The sequence below is a fragment of the Lentzea sp. genome (assembly GCF_035525475.1).
Taxonomy (GTDB): Bacteria; Actinomycetota; Actinomycetes; order Mycobacteriales; family Pseudonocardiaceae; genus Lentzea.
The window spans coordinates 1-17,098 of record NZ_DATLEC010000247.1 but is presented as its reverse complement, the minus strand read 5'-3'; the positions used below and the strand labels follow the sequence as shown (position 1 = coordinate 17,098).

Sequence of the window (17,098 nt, the reverse complement as noted above, 5' to 3'; positions counted from 1 at the left end):
CCGGGGCACTGGATGGACCCCGGTCCACTCGGGACGCTCGGCGTCGGCATCCCGTTCGTGCTGGCCGCGAAACTCGCCAGGCCGGAGAAGGAGGTCGTCGCGCTCTTCGGCGACGGCGCGTTCAGCCTCACCGGCTGGGACTTCGAGACGCTGGTCCGCTACGACCTGCCGTTCGTCGGCATCGTCGGCAACAACTCGTCGATGAACCAGATCCGCTACGGCCAGGCCGCCAAGTACGGGCTGGAGCGCGAGCGCGTCGGCAACACGCTCGGCGACGTCAAGTACGACCAGTTCGCCAAGATGCTCGGCGGCTACGGCGAGGAAGTGCGCGACCCCAAGGACATCGGCCCGGCGCTGCGGCGCGCCCGCGAGTCGGGCAAGCCCTCGCTGATCAACGTGTGGATCGACCCCGACGTGTACGCGCCAGGAACCATGAACCAGACGATGTACAAGTAGGTGAGCTGACCAATGGGTGAAACTCCGAGCAAGGCCCTGGAGGGCGTCAAAGTCCTCGACATGACGCACGTGCAGTCCGGACCGTCGTCAACCCAGCTGCTCGCCTGGCTGGGCGCGGACGTCATCAAGCTGGAGACGCCGGGCAGGGGTGACATCACCCGCGGCCAGCTACGCGATCTGCCCGATGTGGACAGTCTCTACTTCACGATGCTCAACTGCAACAAGCGGAGCATCACGCTCAACATGAAGACCCCTGAGGGCAAGGAGGTCTTCGAGAAGCTGGTCGCGGACGTCGACGTCCTGGTGGAGAACTTCGGCCCCGGTGTCGTCGAGCGGTTCGGCTACCCGTGGGAGAAGCTGCGGGCGCTCAACGACAGGCTGATCTACGCGTCGATCAAGGGCTTCGGGCCCGGCCGCTACGCCGACTTCAAGGCGTACGAGGTGATCGCGCAGGCGATGGGCGGCTCGATGAGCACCACCGGGTTCGAGGACGGCCCGCCGCTCGCCACCGGCGCGCAGATCGGCGACTCCGGAACCGGGATCCACCTGGTGGCCGCGATCCTGGCCGCCCTGTACCAGCGGACGAACACCGGGCGCGGGCAACGCGTCCAGGTCGCGATGCAGGACGCCGTGCTGAACCTGTGCCGGGTGAAGCTGCGCGACCAGCAGCGGCTCGTCCACGGGCCGCTGGGGGAGTACCCGAACGAGCAGTTCTCCGACGAGGTGCCCCGCTCCGGCAACGCCTCCGGTGGTGGCCAGCCCGGCTGGGCGGTGCGCTGCGCCCCCGGCGGCCCCAACGACTACATCTACGTGATCATCCAGCCGGTCGGCTGGAAGCCGCTGACCGAGCTCATCGGCAAGCCCGAGCTCGCCGAGGACCCGGCCTGGGCGACGCCGGAGGTCCGGCTGTCCAAACTGGACAAGGCGTTCGCGCTGATCGAGGAGTGGACGGAGAAGCACACCAAGTGGGAGGTGATGGACAAGCTCAACGCCCACAACATCCCGTGCGGACCCATCCTGTCCACCAAGGAGATCATCGAGGACGAGACGCTGGCCCAGCTCGGCACCGTCGTCGAGGTCGACCACCCCGAGCGCGGCACGTTCAAGACGGTCGGCAACCCGCTCAAGCTCTCCGACTCGGTCGTCGAGGTCCAGCGCCCGCCGCTGCTCGGTGAGCACAACGACGAGGTGCTCGGCGCGCTCGGCTACAGCGCGGACCGGCTGGCGGGCCTGCGCGCCGCCGGCGTCATCTGACCCGCCCACGACCTCTGAGGGAGACGGAATCCCATGCCGGACAACGGCTACGACCGCGCCGCGGTCGAGAACGTGCTCGCGAGGGTGCGGGCGGAGGGGCGGTCGTCGCTCACCGCACCGGAGGGCAAGCGGGTCTGCGACGCCTACGGGATCGCGACCCCGGCCGAGGCGCTGGCGAAGTCGTCGGAGGGCGCCGTCGCGTTCGCCGAGGAGATCGGCTACCCGGTCGTGCTCAAGATCGTCTCGCCGGACATCCTGCACAAGACCGAGGCCGGCGGCGTGCTGGTGGGGCTCAAGAACTCGGCGGAGGTCGCCGAGGGCTACCGCACGATCATCCACAACGCCAGGAACCACAGGGCGGACGCGGACATCACCGGCGTCCAGGTCCAGCAGCAGCTGCCGACCGGCAACGACGTCCACGAGGTGATCGTGGGCGCCGTCACCGACGAGACGTTCGGCAAGATCGTCGCGTTCGGCCTCGGCGGGATCCTGGTCGAGGTGCTCAAGGACGTCACGTTCCGGCTGGCGCCCACGAGCACCGCCGAGGCGCTGTCCATGGTCAACGGCATCGCGGCCGCCGAGATCCTGCGCGGCGTCCGCGGCGCGCGGGGCGTCGACGCGGACAGGATCGCCGACCTGATCCACCGCGTCTCGGACCTCGTCACGGACTTCCCGCAGCTCGCGGAGGTCGACCTCAACCCCGTCCTGGCGACGCCAGAAGGCGCGACCGCGGTCGACGTGCGCATCTTGGTGGACGAGAACGCCGCCAAGGAGCCGCACCGGTTCACGCAGGACGAGATCCTCGCCTCGATGAACCGGATCATGAAGCCGGCCGCCGTCGCCGTGATCGGCGCCTCGAACGAAGAGGGCAAGATCGGCAACTCGGTGATGAGGAACCTCGTCAACGGCGGCTACCGGGGCGAGATCTACCCGATCAACCCCAAGGCCGACGAGATCGGAGACCGCAAGGCCTTCGCGAGCATCTCCGACGTGCCCGGCGACATCGACGTCGCGATCTTCGCGATCCCGGCGAAGTTCGTACCGGCCGCGTTGGAAGAAGTCGGCGCGAAGGGCGTCGCCGGCGCGATCATGATCCCGTCCGGCTTCGGCGAGACCGGCGACATCGAGTTGCAGAACGAGATCGTCGCGATCGCCCGCAAGCACGGCGTCCGCATCCTCGGCCCCAACATCTACGGCTACTACTACACGCCGGAGAACCTCTCGGCGACGTTCTGCACGCCGTACGACGTCAAGGGCGGCGTCGCCCTGTCGTCGCAGAGCGGCGGGATCGGCATGGCGATCCTCGGGTTCAGCCGTTCCGCGGGGATGGGCGTCTCCGCGATCGTCGGCGTGGGCAACAAGGCCGACATCGACGAGGACGACCTGCTGACGTTCTTCGAGCAGGACCCGAACACCCAGCTCGTCGCGATGCACCTGGAAGACCTGAAGGACGGCCGTTCCTTCGCGGAGACGGCGAAACGCGTCTCGGTCAGGAAACCGGTCGTGGTGCTCAAGGCGGGACGGACCGACCAGGGCGCCAAGGCCGCCAGCTCGCACACCGGCGCGCTGGCGGGCAATGACCGCGTGTACGACGACATCCTCAGGCAGAGCGGGGTGATCCGCGCACCCGGCCTGAACGACCTGCTGGAGTACGCGCGGGGCATTCCCCTGCTGGCCACGCCGAAGGGCGAGAACGTCGTCATCATCACCGGCGCGGGCGGCTCGGGTGTGCTGCTCTCGGACGCCTGTGTGGACAACGGCCTGTCGCTCATGAGCATCCCGGACGACCTGGACGCGGCGTTCCGGAAGTTCATCCCGCCGTTCGGCGCGGCGGGCAACCCCGTCGACATCACCGGCGGGGAACCGCCCTCGACGTACCGGAACACGATCGCGCTCGGACTCGCGGACGACCGCGTCCACTCGCTGATCCTGGGCTACTGGCACACCATCGTCACACCGCCGATGGTGTTCGCGAAGCTCGTGGTCGACGTCGTGGAGGAGTACCGGGCGAACGGCATCCACAAGCCCGTCGTCGCCTCGCTCGCCGGCGACGTCGAGGTCGAGGAGGCCAGCGAGTACCTGTACCGGAACGGAGTGGTTGCTTATCCGTACACAACGGAGAAGCCTGTCGCGGTACTGGGTGCCAAGTACCGGTGGGCCCGTGCCGCCGGCTTGCTGTAGGTAGTCGCTGAGCGGTTTCTGCTGCTCTGGCAGCAGAAACCGCTCATTGGCTGGTAAGGGAGAGATGGCCCGTCCGCGACCGTGACACGCCCACGGTCGCGAACCCGCCAGGGAGGTCAACGAAGACAGCCGGTCCTCTGGAGGTTGTTAACCGTGGATGATCCAAATCTGGCAGCTCGCACGGACGTCAGCACGCCCCCCGAGAAGGAGCGCGTCTGGCCCGCGGGCAAGCTGGAAGCGATGCCCATCAGGAAACTCCCCGACGCACCACCGTCGATCCACCTGCTCGGTCCCACGGTGTTCCTGGTGGCTCTCGGCGTGGGCATGGGCGAGTCGTACATGTGGCCCCGCCTGGTGCTGGTCTTCGGGCCGGACATCAGGTGGCTCTTCCTGATCGGCGTGACGTTGCAGGCCGTCGTCATGCTCGAGATGGCGCGGTACGCGATGGCGACGGGGGAGAGCATCTTCTTCGGCGCCGCACGCGTGTTCAAACCGATCATGTGGTTCTTCTTCGTGGTGGCGATCCTCGTCTACATCTGGCCGGGTCACCTGTCCGCCGGAGCGGCGGCCCTGGAGAAGATCACCGGCATACCCTGGACGGTGTCGGCGTGCGTCGGCCTGATCCTGGTCGGCGTGCTCTTCAGCCTCGCCAAGGTCATCTACAACCTGCTGGAGAACCTGCTGTCCATCCTCATCGGACTGCTCGTCGTCAGCACGGCCGTCGTCGCGGCGATGGTCGGCACGTGGGGCGACCTGACCAGCACGGTGAGCGGCATGTTCCAGTTCGGGTACTTCCCGGCGCAGGCCATGTCGCCGGAGTGGTTCCCGATCATCGTCGGCTCGATCGCGTTCGCCGGCCCGTCCGGCATGCAGCAGATGTGGTACACGCTGCACCTGCGCGACAGCGGCGCCGGCATGGGCGCGCACATCCCGAAGGTCCGCGGGCTGCGGCACGCGGGCGCGGAGGAGAAGATGCCCGCCCGCGGCTTCATGTTCGACACCGAGGACAAGGCGGAGCTCGCCAAGTGGAAGGGCTGGCGGCGCTGGGTCACGTTCGACGCGCTGCTGCTGTTCTGGGGCATCACGATGCTCGTCACGGTCTCGTTCACGGTTCTCGCGCAGTCGGCGAGCCGGACGTCACCCGACGTGAAGGCCCTGATCGAGACCGGCGAGCGCGAGGCGGCGCTGAACGCCATGTCGGACGCCTTCGCCTCGGCGGGCGGACCGGTGCTGGGTGCGGTGTTCCTCGGGTTCATCGCGCTGATCGGCCTGAACGCCACGCTGGGTCTCTTCGACTCGTTCTCGCGCGGCCAGGCGGACATGACGTACCACTTCGTCAAGGGCGCCAAGAAGTTCCGCATGTCGCACCTCTACGCGGGCTTCCTCTGGGGTGTCATCACGTTCGGCATCCTGATCCTGCTGTTCGGACCGGCCGACGGACCGGGAGCGATCCTCGACGTGCTCGCGTTCCTGTCGACGTTCGCCATGGGCGCCTACTGCGTGGTGCTCCTGCTGGTGAACAACCGGATGCTGCCGAAACCCATCAGGCCCAAGCTGATCACGAACATCATCATCGGCTTCGGTGCCGTGTTCTACCTGGGCATGCTGTTCTTCAGCCTCGTCAAGTTCGGTGTGGTGGTGGGCTGATGCGGATCCGCGAGGGAACTCCCGGCGCGTTCGTGGGTCTCGCCGCCGGTCTCGTCGCGGGAGGGCTGGCCGCGCTCGTCGGCCAGCCGCTCGGGTGGGCCCTGGTCACCACGGTCGCGCTCGGCCTGCCGCTGGGCGCGTTCGGTGGCGGTTTCGGGCTCCTGGTGGCGGCGGGCCGGCTCCCCGCCGGACGGTTCGCCCCCGTGGCGCTCTACTGGCTGGTGGCGTTCCCGCTGGCCAGGCTGGTGCACGAGATCACCGTGGGCCTGGTGCTCACCGGTCAGCTCCGGCTTCCCCCGGACCTGGCCGGCTTCCTCGCCTACCAAGGGATCGTGAGCCTCGGCTGGGCCATCGGTTTCCTGTGGCTGCACGAACGCATCGCGGCACGGCTGCGGCAGCGTTCCTCCCCCAGAGCGGCCACCGCCTCCCGCTGACCTTCCGCCGAAGGAGCCAACGATGCTGGATCTTCCCGTCTGGGTGTGGATCGCGACGATGGGCGGCATCGCCGCCGTGATCGCGTTCGACTTCTACCTCGTGGTGCGCAAACCGCACGAACCGTCGTTCCGCGAGTCGCTGTACTGGGTGCTGTTCTACGTCGGCCTGGCCGTCCTCTTCGGACTCGGCGTCACGGTGTTCGCCGGGCCAGGTCACGGCGGTGAGTTCTTCGCCGGCTGGATCACCGAGTACTCGCTGAGCGTCGACAACCTGTTCGTGTTCGTGATCATCATGGCCAGGTTCGCCGTGCCGCGGGAGTACCGGCAGAAGGTGCTCATCGTCGGCATCATCCTGGCGCTGGGGCTCCGGGCGATCTTCATCGCGCTGGGCGCCCAGGCGATCTCGCGGTTCGACTGGCTGTTCTACTTCTTCGGCGCCTTCCTGATCTTCACCGCGTGGAAGCTGGTGAAGCAGGACGAGGCCGAGGAAGCGGACGTCCCGGAGAACGCCGCGTTGCGCGCGGTGAAGAGGTTCCTGCCGGCGACCACGGTCTACCACGGTGCCGCGTTGACGACGCGCGTGAGCGGCAAGCGCGTGGTCACGCCCATGCTGATCGTCATGGTCGCGGTCGGCACCACGGACCTGCTGTTCGCCGTCGACTCGATCCCGGCGATCTTCGGCCTCACCAAGGAGCCCTACCTGGTGCTGACCGCCAACGCGTTCGCGCTGATGGGCCTGCGCCAGTTGTTCTTCCTGGTGGGCGGCCTGCTCGACCGCCTGGTGCACCTGAGCAGGGGCCTCGCGGTGGTGCTCGCGTTCATCGGCTTCAAGCTCATCTTCGAGGCGATGCACCACCACGGCGTCACGTGGGCTCCGGAGATCCCGATCGTGGTGTCCCTCGGGGTGATCGTGGTGACGCTCGCCATCACCACGGTGTGGAGCCTGCACACCTCGCGGCGGGCCGCCCGGTCCGCGGTGGAGGGTGCGGAGAGTGCGCGGGAGAGCGCTCCCGTGAAGGACTCTCAACCGTGAATCGTGTGGCCTTCGGCGTCCTTGCCCTCGAAACCGGGGCGCAGCGTCCTGGCCACGGCCGCGACGGCCTCGGCGTCCTTGCGCTGCTCGTTCAGCGCGGTGGACAGCCCGAGGCCGATCGCGCGGCCGTCGGCGGAGAAGCCCTGGCGGGGACGGGTGAGCGAGCGGGCGAAGTCCTTGAAGCGGGACATGGCGTTCCTTCCTTCGGCGTCGATGGTGGTTCCCGGCGCGCGCGGCGGCCTGGCAGGCGCTGCGGCACGGGAACGCCGGGGCCGTCTCGTCCGGGTACCCACTTCTCGAGCACCCGGCGGGAAACCTCTCGCGGGTCTCCGTCGACTCCGCCCCTGACGCGATTCAGCATACTGCGTTTTGTATGCAATCCATCGCCATCGTGTCGCGGATCACCCGTATGGTATCAAATGACCGATTTGGGTGATCCGCCCGCGACGCCTCAGTCGCTCTCCGGAGCTTTCCGGTCGTGGTAGGTCTGGCGGGTCTGCTCCGCGTGGTGGTGCATGACCTCGCCGGCCCGTTCCCGGTCCCCGTCCGCGATGGCCGCGATCAGCTCGGCGTGCTCGTTCCACGAGTCGCGGCTGCGCGGGCGGGCGATCGGGGTGTAGTACCAGCGGACCCTGCGGTCGACGAGACCGATCATCTCCGACAGGACCTTGTTGCGGCCGATCGCCGCGACGGCCGCGTGCAGGTTGGCGTTCGCCTCGACCAGGCGTTCCACGTCAGCGGCGGCCAGCGCGTCCTCGCCCGCCTTCTGCAGCTTCTTGAGCTGTTTGACGTCCTGGGCGGTCGCGTGTTCGGCGGCGAGCTTGGCGGAGTAGGTTTCCAGCACGCCGCGGACGGCGAGCAGCTGGTCGGCCTCCTCCTCGGTCGGGGTGTGCACGAAGGCCCCCTGGGCCGGTCGCAGGTCGACCCAGCCGTCGGTCTGCAGGCGCTGCAACGCCTCGCGCACCGGCTGCCTGCTCACGCCGAGGTACTCGGCGAGCTCGGCCTCGACCAGGTGCTGGCCGGGGGCGAGGGTGCGGTTGACGATGAGCTCGAGCAGGGCGTCGTAGACGGCCTGCCGCAGCGGAGCCGGTCGCTCGACCCGGCGGCTGGCCGCGGCGCTGAGAGAGCCGCGGGGTGCCCGGCGGCCACTGGGCGAAGAGGTCATGCCGGACAGAATACAGCTTTTGGTATGCAAAAAGCACTTCTGGGGGAAACCTGCGTGTTGTCCGTATACTGTATGCAATCTTGCCGAGAGGCAGAGACGAGCGGGGCGTGACATGAAGATCGCTGTTCTCGGAGCCGGGGCGATCGGTGCCTACGTCGGTGCGGCGTTGCATCGTGCGGGCGTCGAAGTCCACCTGATCGCACGAGGCGCCCACCTGGCCGCCATGCGGGAGCACGGCGTGCGGGTGCTGAGCCCGCGCGGTGACTTCACCGCGCGTCCACATGCGACCTCCGATCCGACCGAGGTGGGAGAGGTCGACTACGTTTTCCTCGGCCTGAAGGCGTACTCGTACGCGTCGTCAGGGGATCTGCTGGCACCGTTGATGGGCCCGGACACCGCGGTGATCGCGGCGCAGAACGGGATCCCGTGGTGGTACTTCCACGGCATGACCGGGCATCCCCTGGAGGGGCACCGGATCGAGGCCGTGGACCCCGGTGGGTCGGTCACCGCCGTGCTGCCCGTGGAACAGGCGATCGGCTGCGTCGTCTACTGCTCGACCGAGATCGAGTCGCCGGGGGTGGTCCGGCACCTGGAGGGCACGCGGTTCTCGATCGGCGAGCCGGATCGGTCGATCTCACCGCGGTGCGTGGCGTTGAGCGAGGCGATGGTCGCGGGCGGGCTGAAGTGCCCGGTGGAGAAGGACGTCCGCGAGGACATCTGGATCAAGCTCATGGGCAACGTGGCGTTCAACCCGCTGAGCGCGCTGACCCGCGCGACGATGGTGGAGATCTGCGACCACCACGACAGCCGCGACCTCGTCGCGCAGATGATGACGGAGACCCTGACGATCGCGCGGGCCGCGGGCTGCGACCCGCGGATCTCCATCGACAAGCGCATCGACGGCGCCCGCCGCGTCGGGCACCACAAGACCTCGATGCTGCAGGACCTGGAGGCGGGCAAGCGGCTGGAGATCGACGCGATCATCGGCGCCGTGGTGGAGATCGCCGAGCTGACCCGCGTGCCGGCCCCGACGCTGCGGCACGTCTACGCGGCGATCGACCTGCTCTCGCGCACGTCGCTGGTGTCGTAAGTTGTTGCTGCGACAGCTGGAGTACCTCGTCGCGCTGGCGCGGGAACGCCACTTCGCCCGCGCGGCCGAGGCCTGCCACGTCTCCCAGCCGTCGTTGTCGGCGGCGATCGGCAAGCTCGAACGCGAGCTCGGGGTGCCGATCGTGTCCCGGGGCCGCCGGTTCGAGTCGCTGACGCCGGAGGGGGAGCGGGTCCTGCTGTGGGCGCACCGCATGCTCGCGGACCGCGACGCGTTGCGGCAGGACCTGTCGCGGATGCGCGAGTCGTTGTCGGGCGTGCTGCGGATCGGCGCGATCCCGACCGCGCTGCCCGCGGCCCCGCTGCTGACCGCGCCGTTCTGCGAGCGCTATCCGCACGTACGGGTGACGCTGGAGTCGTTGTCGTCACGGGAGATCGCGCGTCGGCTCGACCAGTTCGAGCTCGACATCGCGATGACCTACGTCGACGGCTCGGCCGGCATGCTGTTGTACGAGGAGCGGTACGTGCTGCTCACCCCGGCCGACGAGGAGATCGCCTCCCGGCCGGTGGCGCGGTGGGCGGACGTGGTCGCGCTGCCGTTGTGCCTGCTGACCTCGAAGATGCGCAACCGCAGGATCCTCGACGGCATCTTCGCGGACGCCGGTGTGCAGCCGGTGCCGGTGATCGAGGCGGACACCGTGGCGACCCTGTACGCCCACGTGGCCACGCAGAAGTGGTCGAGCGTGATCGCCCACGCGTGGCTGCAGATGTTCGGCACGCCCGACGGGATGCGCGTGGTGCGGATCGAGGAACCCCGGCGCGTGCCGCAGATCGGACTGGTGGCGGGGGAGCAGGTGTCCATGCTGGCCAGGGCGATGTTCGGGCTCACGCGCGGCCTGGACGTGCGCGGGGAGCTGGAGCGGTTGCTGCACAAGAACCTCGATAGACGCGACCTGTGAGGGGAGAGGAACTCTCGCTTGGACGCCAGGGGGTCGCCGCTCCGATGCTGGGGGCACGAAGATCCTGTGCGTCCTCGACCGCGGCACCGGCGTGAAGCTGAGCATCGACTTCACCGCCCAGTGAGGCCCCGGCGCGGTCAGCGCCGAGGTTCGCAGGACAGGCGGTCCTCCCCGTCATGTCCGGACGTCTGTCCCGAAGCAAAAACTGGGGCTAGCGCACATCGAAGATTGCATACAGTATGGACGCAGGAGGTGTCGTCATGAGCAGGCGGAAGAAGACCGAGCCCTACGTGCGGCTGACCCAGCCGTTGGTGCGCGACGCGGGAGTCCTGCGTCCGGCCACCTGGGACGAGGCGCTGGACAAGGCAGCAGAGGGCTTCCGCAGGAACGTGGCCGCCGGGGGCCCGGACGCGTTCGGCATGTTCTCCTGCGCGCGGGCCACCAACGAGATGAACTACATGGCCCAGAAGTTCACGCGGGCGGTGATCGGGACGAACAACGTCGACTCGTGCAACCGCACGTGTCACGCTCCGAGTGTGGCCGGCCTCGCCAAGGTGTTCGGCAGCGGTGGCGGGACCTCCTCCTACCAGGAGATCGAGGACGCCGACCTGATCGTGCTGTGGGGCTCGAACGCGCGGGAGGCCCACCCGATCTTCTTCCAGCACGTGCTGAAGGCGGTCAACAAGGGCGCGAAGCTCTACGTGGTCGACCCGCGGCTGACCAGCACCGGCAAGTGGGCGGACAGGTGGTTGCGGCTCAACGTCGGCACGGACATCCCGCTGGCGCACGCCATCGCGCGCGAGATCATCGTGTCCGGGCTCGTCAACCAGTCGTTCATCGACCGGGCGACCGAGGGGTACGCGGAGTTCGTCAAGGCCGTCGAGCCGTGGACGCTGCCCGTCGCCGAGCTGGAGACCGGTGTGCCGGCCGAGCTGATCCGCGAGCTCGCGCACGCCTACGCCAAGGCGGACCGCGGTCAGCTCAGCTGGACGCTCGGCATCACCGAGCACCACAACGGCACGAACAACGTGCTGAGCCTCATCAACCTGGCGCTGCTGACCGGGCAGGTCGGGCGGTACGGCGCGGGGCTGAACCCGTTGCGCGGCCAGAACAACGTGCAGGGCGGTGGCGACATGGGCGCCATCCCGGACCGGCTGCCGGGGTTCCAGGACATCACGGATCCCGGGGTCGCCAAGAAGTTCAACGACGCGTGGGGCTCGAACTTCAAGGCCGCCAAGGGCTGGAGCCTCACCCAGATGCTCGAGGCGATGGAACGCGGCGACATGACCACCGTGTACATCATCGGCGAGAACCCCGTGCAGTCCGAGGCGGACTGCGAGCACACGATCAAGCGACTGTCCAACTTGGACCACGTGGTGGTGCAGGACATCTTCCTCACCAAGACCGCGCAGCTCGCGCACGTCGTGCTGCCCGCGGCCGCCGCGTGGTGCGAGACCGACGGCACGTTCACCAACAGCGAGCGCCGGGTGCAACGGGTGAGGAAAGCCCTCACGCCGCCGGAGGGTGCCCGTGACGACATCGAGATCATGGGCGAGATCGCGGCACGGCTCGGCGCCGACTGGGAGCACAAGACCGGTCAGGACGTCTGGGACGAGCTGCGCGGCCTGTCGCCGATCCACACCGGCATGACCTACCAGCGGCTGGAGGACCTCGGCGGCATCCAGTGGCCGTGTCCCAGCGAGGACTCGCTCGAACCGAGCTTCCTGCACGGCCGGTTGTGGGAGGACGACCCGGTGAAGCGCGGCATGCCCGCGTCGTTCTCGCCGGTGCCGCACAGCCCGCCCGTCGATGAACTGACGGAGGAGTTCCCGTTCCGGCTCACCACCGGGCGGCGGCTCGACTCCTACAACACCGGTGTGCAGTCGCACGGTTTCGAGTCGCCGTTGCGCATGGGCGAGACGCTCGACCTGTGCCCGCAGGACGCGGCGGCGCTCGGTGTGGTCGCCGGTGAGGAAGTGCGGATCACGTCACGGCGCGGGCAGATCCAGGCGCCGGTGCGGATCGACGACGGGCTCACGCCGGGGCTGGTGTTCATGACCTTCCACTTCCCGGACGAGATCGACGTCAACGTGCTCACCATCGAGGCGACCTGCCCGATCGCGGGCACCGCCGAGTACAAGGCCGCGGCCATCCGCGTCGACAAGCTCCCGGTGAAGGTGGGCTGAGTGGACCTCAAGCTGCTCGACGTCGAGCCGTCAGAAGCCGAACGCGTCGTCGTCGACCTGTTCACCGGCATGGGACGGGACCAGCTCCTGCCCGCCCTGCACGCCGTGAACGACAGGGTCGGCTGGATCAGCCAGGGCGCGCTGAACCACATCTGCCGCGTCCTGCACGTCCCGCCGGCCGAGGCGTACGGCGTGGCGAGCTTCTACTCGTTGTTCTCGCTGACCGAACGGCCGCCGAAGGTCGTGCACGTCTGCGTCGACCTGGCCTGCCAGGTCAACGGCGCGAAGGCGTTGTGCGACAGGCTGACCGACGAGCTCGGCCCCGCGGGGGCCAGGAGCGGCTGGCTGCGCGGCCCCTGTCTCGGGGTGTGCGAGAAGGCGCCCGCCGCACTGGCGTTCGAGGCGGGGGAGGTGGCGAAGGAACAGCTCCTGGCGCCCACCCACGCCGGTGAGGTGATCGCGGTGGCGGCCGCCGGTCCCTCGCACGACCACGGTGGGCGCGCGGAGGTGCCGCAGGCCGGTGATCCCGGCCTGCGGCTGCTCAAACGGGTGGGCGTCGTCGACCCGGAGTCGCTCGACGACTACCGCGCCACGGGCGGCTACTCGGCGCTGCGGGCGGCGCTGGCCCTCGGGCCGTCCGGGGTGATCCGCGAGATCACCGACGCCGGGCTGATGGGGCGCGGCGGCGCTGCGTTCCCGACGGGGCGCAAGTGGGACGCGGCCGCCCGCCAGCCCGTCCGGCCGCACTACCTGGTGTGCAACGCGGACGAGAGCGAGCCCGGCACGTTCAAGGACCGGGTGCTGATGGAGGGCGACCCGTTCGCGGTGGTCGAGTCGATGACGATCGCGGCGTTCGCGGCCGGCTGCTCGCGCGGTTACCTCTACCTGCGCGGCGAGTACCCGCGGGCGTTGCACCTGCTGCGCAACGCGATCTCGAAGGCGCGGGAACGCAACTTCCTCGGCGACGACATCATGGGCCACGAGGGGTTCTCGTTCGACATCGAGATCCGCCGCGGCGCCGGTGCGTACATCTGCGGCGAGGAAACCGCGATCTTCAACTCCATCGAGGGCTTCCGCGGCGAGCCGCGGTCGAAGCCGCCCTTCCCGGTGGAGCAGGGGCTCTTCGGCAAGCCCACCGTGGTCAACAACGTGGAGACGCTGGTCAACGTGCCGGTGATCCTCACGGAGGGGTGCGACGCGTACCAGCGCATGGGCACCGAGGCGTCCACGGGGCCGAAGCTCTTCTGCCTGTCGGGCAACGTGAGTCGTCCGGGCGTGTACGAGGTGCCGTTCGGCACCACGCTCGGGGAACTCCTCGATCTGGCGGGTGGCGTGCCGCCAGGCCGGGAGCTGCGAGCGGTACTGCTCGGCGGGGCGGCAGGCGGGTTCGTCCGCCCGGACGAGCTCGACCTGCCGCTCACCCTGGAGGACGCTCGGGCCGCGGGCACCACGCTCGGCTCCGGTGTCGTGCTGGTGCTCGACGACACCGCCGAGCTCGGCAGCTTCCTGTTGCGCATCGCCGCGTTCTTCCGCGACGAGTCGTGCGGGCAGTGCGTGCCGTGCCGGATCGGGACCGTGCGGCAGGAGGAGGCGCTGCACCGGTTGGTGGGCAAGCGACCGCTGAGCACGTCCGCCGCGGATCTCCAGCTGCTGCGGGAAGTCGGGCAGGTCATGCGCGACTCGTCCATCTGCGGCCTGGGTCAGACGGCCTGGAACGCCATCGAATCGGCACTCGACAGGTTGGGCTGCGTTGAGTCATTCGGGCAGGAGGAGGCGGCGTCGTGACGATCGTCGAGATCGGACTTCCGAAGCGGCTCGTCGAGGTCACGCTGGACGGCGAAAGCGTGCGCGTGCCCGAGGGTGCGACGATCCTGGATGCCTGCGAGGCGGCCGGGAAGTCGATCCCCACGCTCTGCTACGGCGACACCCTGAAGCCGGCGAACGCTTGCCGCGTCTGCATGGTCGAGGTCGAGGGGGCGCGCACGCTGGTGCCGTCGTGCTCGCGCAAGGCCGAGCCGGGCATGGTCGTGCACACCGACTCCGAACGCACGAAGCACAGCCGCAAGCTGGTGCTGGAGCTCCTCGGGTCCGCCACGGACCTCTCCACCACCCCGCACGTGGACGAGTGGATGTCGGCGTGCGGCGCCGACCCCTCCCGGTTCGGCCCGCCGGCGCCTCCCTCGGAGGACCGCGACGAGCGCCGGCCGGGCGAGCACGACGAGATCGACGGGTCGGTCGCCGCCACCGTGCGGCAGCCGACCAAAGTGGACAATCCGCTGTACGTCCGCGACCTGGGCAAGTGCATCATGTGTTACAAGTGCGTCGACGCGTGCGGCGACCAGTGGCAGAACACCTTCGCGATCTCGGTGGCCGGCCGCGGCTTCGACTCGCGGATCTCCACGGAGTTCGCCACACCTCTGCCCGAAAGCGCTTGCGTCTACTGCGGCAACTGCATCGAGGTCTGCCCGACCGGTGCGTTGAGCTTCAAGAGCGAGCACGACAAGCGCGAAGCAGGCACCTGGGACGAAGAGGCGCAGACGCGGACCACCACGATCTGCACGTTCTGCGGTGTCGGCTGCAACCTGACGCTGCACGTGCAGGACAACGAGATCGTGAAGGTCACGTCCCCGCACGACAGCACCGTCACGCACGGAAACCTGTGCATCAAGGGCCGTTTCGGCTGGCAGCACGTGCAGAACCGCTGACTCACGCATCCGGGAGGGCGCTGGAGATGTCGTTGATCCTCAAGCCGGGAACCTCGTGGGACGAGATCTACGCGCAGTGCGTCCGGGTCGCGCCCGAGGCGTTCCACGACGATCGGCTGCTCAACCACTTCGGCGGCGCGTGGAGCCGCAGCGGCGAACCGGTGCCCGCCACCACCCCGGTCGACGGCTCCACCGTCGCGGGCCCGCCGTTCCTCGGATCCGGCGTCGCGGCCCGCGCGGTGGCCGCCGCCGTCGAGCAGCACGCCCAGTGGCGTGAAGTGCCTCTCGCCGAACGCAAACAGCGCGTGTCCGCCGCTCTCGACGCCTTGGTGGAGCACCGCGACCTGCTGTCGTTGCTGCTGGTGTGGGAGATCGGCAAGCCGTGGCGGCTCGCGACGGCCGACGTCGACCGCTGCGTCGAGGGCGTGCGCTGGTACGTCGAGGAGATCGACGCGATGCTCGTGGGCCGGAGGCCGCTGACCGGTCCGGTGAGCAACATCGCGTCCTGGAACTACCCGATGAGCGTGCTGATGCACGCGATGCTGGTGCAGGCGCTGGCGGGCAACGCCGTGATCGCCAAGGCGCCGACCGACGGCGGCGTGAGCTGCCTGACCCTGGCGACCGCGCTGGCCGTGCGCTCCGGGCTGCCGTTGACGCTGGTGTCCGGCAGCGGGGCGGAACTCGCACCGGTGCTGGTCGGGTCGTCGTCCCTGGGCTGCGTGTCCTTCGTGGGCGGTCGTGACGTCGGTGGCGCCATCGCGGCGCGGCTGGTCGACTCGCAGCGCCGGCACGTCCTGGAGCAGGAGGGCCTGAACTGCTGGGGTGTCTGGGAGACCGACTCCTGGGACATGCTCGGCGCGCAGATCCGCAAGGCGTTCGACTACGGCAAGCAGCGCTGCACCGCTTATCCGCGCTACGTCGTGCAGCGGTCGTTGTTCGACAAGTTCCTGTCGGTGTACCTGCCCGCCGTCCGCGAGGTGACGTTCGGGCACCCGCTCGCCGTCGCCTCGCCGGACGACGAGCTGCCGTCGCTGGACTTCGGGCCGTTGATCAACGACGCGAAGGCCAAGGAGCTGGGCGACGCCGTGGACGAGGCCGTGCGGGCCGGTGGCGTGCCGCTGTACCGGGGGCCGCTCGGCTCGGGCCGGTTCCTGCCGGGCCAGCAGACCGCCGCCTACCTGGCGCCCGTCGCGATCCTCGACCCGCCGCGGTCCTCCGTGCTGCACCACGCCGAGCCCTTCGGGCCGGTCGACACGATCGTGCTGGTGGACACCGAGGCCGAGCTGCTGGCGGCGATGAACGCGTCCAACGGCGCCCTGGTCGCTTCTCTGGCCTGCGACGACGAGGCGACCGCCCGGCGGCTGAGCGAGGACGTCCAGGCGTTCAAGGTCGGCATCAACAAGCCGCGGTCGCGCGGGGACCGCGACGAGGTGTTCGGCGGCCGAGGAGCCTCCTGGCGCGGCGCGTTCGTCGGCGGCACGTTGCTGGTGCACGCCGTGACCGAGGGCCCGCCCGACGAACGGCCGTACGGCAACTTCCCCTCCTATTCGCTCTACCCGCCCACGTGACGTACCGGGCGGACCTGATCCGCATCGTGCAGAACGTGGTGGCGCCTTCGGCCGCCCCGGACCGCAGTGGTTGCGCGCGGAGATCGCGGCAGGCCGGCACCTGTCGACGCTGGCGGCGTTCGGTTCGTCGGGTGCGGTGTCCGCGCACGGCGACGTGGTGCGGGTGCGGGCGCGCAAGAGCTGGGTGATCGCGGCCGGCGAGGCGGACAGCTACGTCTGGGCCTGCGGCTCGGGGTTGTGGCTGGTCCCGGCTCAGGCACCGGGACTGCTGGTGCCGGACGACCACGCCGGGATGGGCTTGCGGGGGACCGTCGCGACGTGCGTGGAGGCGGATCCCGTGCGGGTGCCGGCATCCAACCGGCTGTGGCATCCGGAGCAGGCTGATGATCGGGTCCGGTTGCTCGCCGTGACCGCCACCGAGGCCGCTGTCGCGGTGACGGACCTGGCGATGAAGGTGTGCGGG

Annotated in this window: 14 protein-coding genes and 1 pseudogene; 13 read left to right on the top strand and 2 right to left on the bottom strand. The window is 69.2% G+C overall.

What is annotated here, in order from left to right; translation table 11 throughout:
* The 6 genes from VM306_RS37135 to VM306_RS37110 all read left to right on the top strand — a co-directional run.
* The coding region (locus tag VM306_RS37135; RefSeq protein WP_325523436.1) for a thiamine pyrophosphate-dependent enzyme at positions 1 to 456 on the top strand (456 nt) is incomplete at its 5' end.
* 12 nt (positions 457 to 468) lie between these two features.
* On the top strand, positions 469 to 1,710 hold the full coding sequence (gene frc / locus VM306_RS37130; protein ID WP_325523435.1) for a formyl-CoA transferase: 1,242 nt from the start codon (positions 469 to 471) through the stop codon (positions 1,708 to 1,710).
* Positions 1,711 to 1,743: 33 nt separating this feature from the next.
* Complete coding sequence (locus tag VM306_RS37125) at positions 1,744 to 3,891, top strand: acetate--CoA ligase family protein (RefSeq protein WP_325523434.1); 2,148 nt, start codon at positions 1,744 to 1,746, stop codon at positions 3,889 to 3,891.
* Between the two features lie 153 nt (positions 3,892 to 4,044).
* Positions 4,045 to 5,538: an Nramp family divalent metal transporter gene (locus VM306_RS37120; protein WP_325523433.1), complete on the top strand. Its 1,494-nt coding sequence runs from the start codon at positions 4,045 to 4,047 to the stop codon at positions 5,536 to 5,538.
* On the top strand, positions 5,538 to 5,972 hold the full coding sequence (locus VM306_RS37115; RefSeq protein ID WP_325523432.1) for a hypothetical protein: 435 nt from the start codon (positions 5,538 to 5,540) through the stop codon (positions 5,970 to 5,972). Before VM306_RS37120 ends, VM306_RS37115 begins: the two co-directional genes overlap by 1 nt.
* A gap of 25 nt (positions 5,973 to 5,997) precedes the next feature.
* On the top strand, positions 5,998 to 7,005 hold the full coding sequence (locus VM306_RS37110) for a TerC family protein (RefSeq protein ID WP_325523438.1): 1,008 nt from the start codon (positions 5,998 to 6,000) through the stop codon (positions 7,003 to 7,005).
* On the opposite strand, the gene VM306_RS37105 is transcribed toward VM306_RS37110, so the two are convergent.
* The gene (locus VM306_RS37105) at positions 6,996 to 7,196 is read right to left on the bottom strand and encodes a hypothetical protein (protein ID WP_325523431.1); all 201 of its coding nucleotides are present in this window, start codon (positions 7,194 to 7,196) and stop codon (positions 6,996 to 6,998) included. The two genes, VM306_RS37110 and VM306_RS37105, sit on opposite strands and share 10 nt — an antisense overlap.
* A 260-nt stretch (positions 7,197 to 7,456) precedes the next feature.
* Positions 7,457 to 8,170 carry a GntR family transcriptional regulator gene (locus tag VM306_RS37100; RefSeq protein WP_325523429.1) on the bottom strand — a complete coding sequence of 238 codons (714 nt, stop codon included), beginning with the start codon at positions 8,168 to 8,170 and terminating at the stop codon, positions 7,457 to 7,459.
* 112 nt (positions 8,171 to 8,282) lie between these two features.
* On the opposite strand from VM306_RS37100, the gene VM306_RS37095 reads away from it, so the two are divergent.
* The 7 genes and pseudogenes from VM306_RS37095 to VM306_RS37065 form a co-directional block, all read left to right on the top strand.
* Positions 8,283 to 9,260, top strand: a complete 978-nt coding sequence (locus VM306_RS37095) for a 2-dehydropantoate 2-reductase (RefSeq protein ID WP_325523427.1) — start codon at positions 8,283 to 8,285, stop codon at positions 9,258 to 9,260.
* 4 nt (positions 9,261 to 9,264) lie between these two features.
* Entirely contained in the window at positions 9,265 to 10,176 is a 912-nt protein-coding gene (locus VM306_RS37090; RefSeq protein ID WP_325523425.1) for a LysR family transcriptional regulator, read from the top strand.
* A gap of 260 nt (positions 10,177 to 10,436) precedes the next feature.
* Positions 10,437 to 12,362, top strand: coding sequence for a molybdopterin oxidoreductase family protein (locus VM306_RS37085; protein ID WP_325523423.1), 1,926 nt, complete (start codon positions 10,437 to 10,439; stop codon positions 12,360 to 12,362).
* Positions 12,363 to 14,147 (top strand): NAD(P)H-dependent oxidoreductase subunit E, encoded by a 1,785-nt coding sequence (locus tag VM306_RS37080; RefSeq protein ID WP_325523422.1) that lies wholly within the window; start codon positions 12,363 to 12,365, stop codon positions 14,145 to 14,147.
* Complete coding sequence (locus VM306_RS37075) at positions 14,144 to 15,067, top strand: 2Fe-2S iron-sulfur cluster-binding protein (RefSeq protein WP_325523420.1); 924 nt, start codon at positions 14,144 to 14,146, stop codon at positions 15,065 to 15,067. The genes VM306_RS37080 and VM306_RS37075 overlap by 4 nt, the downstream gene beginning before the upstream one ends.
* Before the next feature lie 26 nt (positions 15,068 to 15,093).
* On the top strand, positions 15,094 to 16,635 hold the full coding sequence (locus tag VM306_RS37070; RefSeq protein ID WP_325523418.1) for an aldehyde dehydrogenase family protein: 1,542 nt from the start codon (positions 15,094 to 15,096) through the stop codon (positions 16,633 to 16,635).
* 70 nt (positions 16,636 to 16,705) lie between these two features.
* Positions 16,706 to 17,098: pseudogene (locus VM306_RS37065) on the top strand (hypothetical protein); the annotation flags it as partial.

Coding starts and splice junctions, on each gene's coding strand:
- frc (WP_325523435.1), top strand. CDS start 469: ATGGGTGAAACTCCGAGCAAGGCCCTGGAGGGCGTCAAAGTCCTCGAC.
- VM306_RS37125 (WP_325523434.1), top strand. CDS start 1,744: ATGCCGGACAACGGCTACGACCGCGCCGCGGTCGAGAACGTGCTCGCG.
- VM306_RS37115 (WP_325523432.1), top strand. CDS start 5,538: ATGCGGATCCGCGAGGGAACTCCCGGCGCGTTCGTGGGTCTCGCCGCC.
- VM306_RS37105 (WP_325523431.1), bottom strand. CDS start 7,196: ATGTCCCGCTTCAAGGACTTCGCCCGCTCGCTCACCCGTCCCCGCCAG.
- VM306_RS37100 (WP_325523429.1), bottom strand. CDS start 8,170: ATGACCTCTTCGCCCAGTGGCCGCCGGGCACCCCGCGGCTCTCTCAGC.
- VM306_RS37095 (WP_325523427.1), top strand. CDS start 8,283: ATGAAGATCGCTGTTCTCGGAGCCGGGGCGATCGGTGCCTACGTCGGT.
- VM306_RS37085 (WP_325523423.1), top strand. CDS start 10,437: ATGAGCAGGCGGAAGAAGACCGAGCCCTACGTGCGGCTGACCCAGCCG.
- VM306_RS37070 (WP_325523418.1), top strand. CDS start 15,094: ATGTCGTTGATCCTCAAGCCGGGAACCTCGTGGGACGAGATCTACGCG.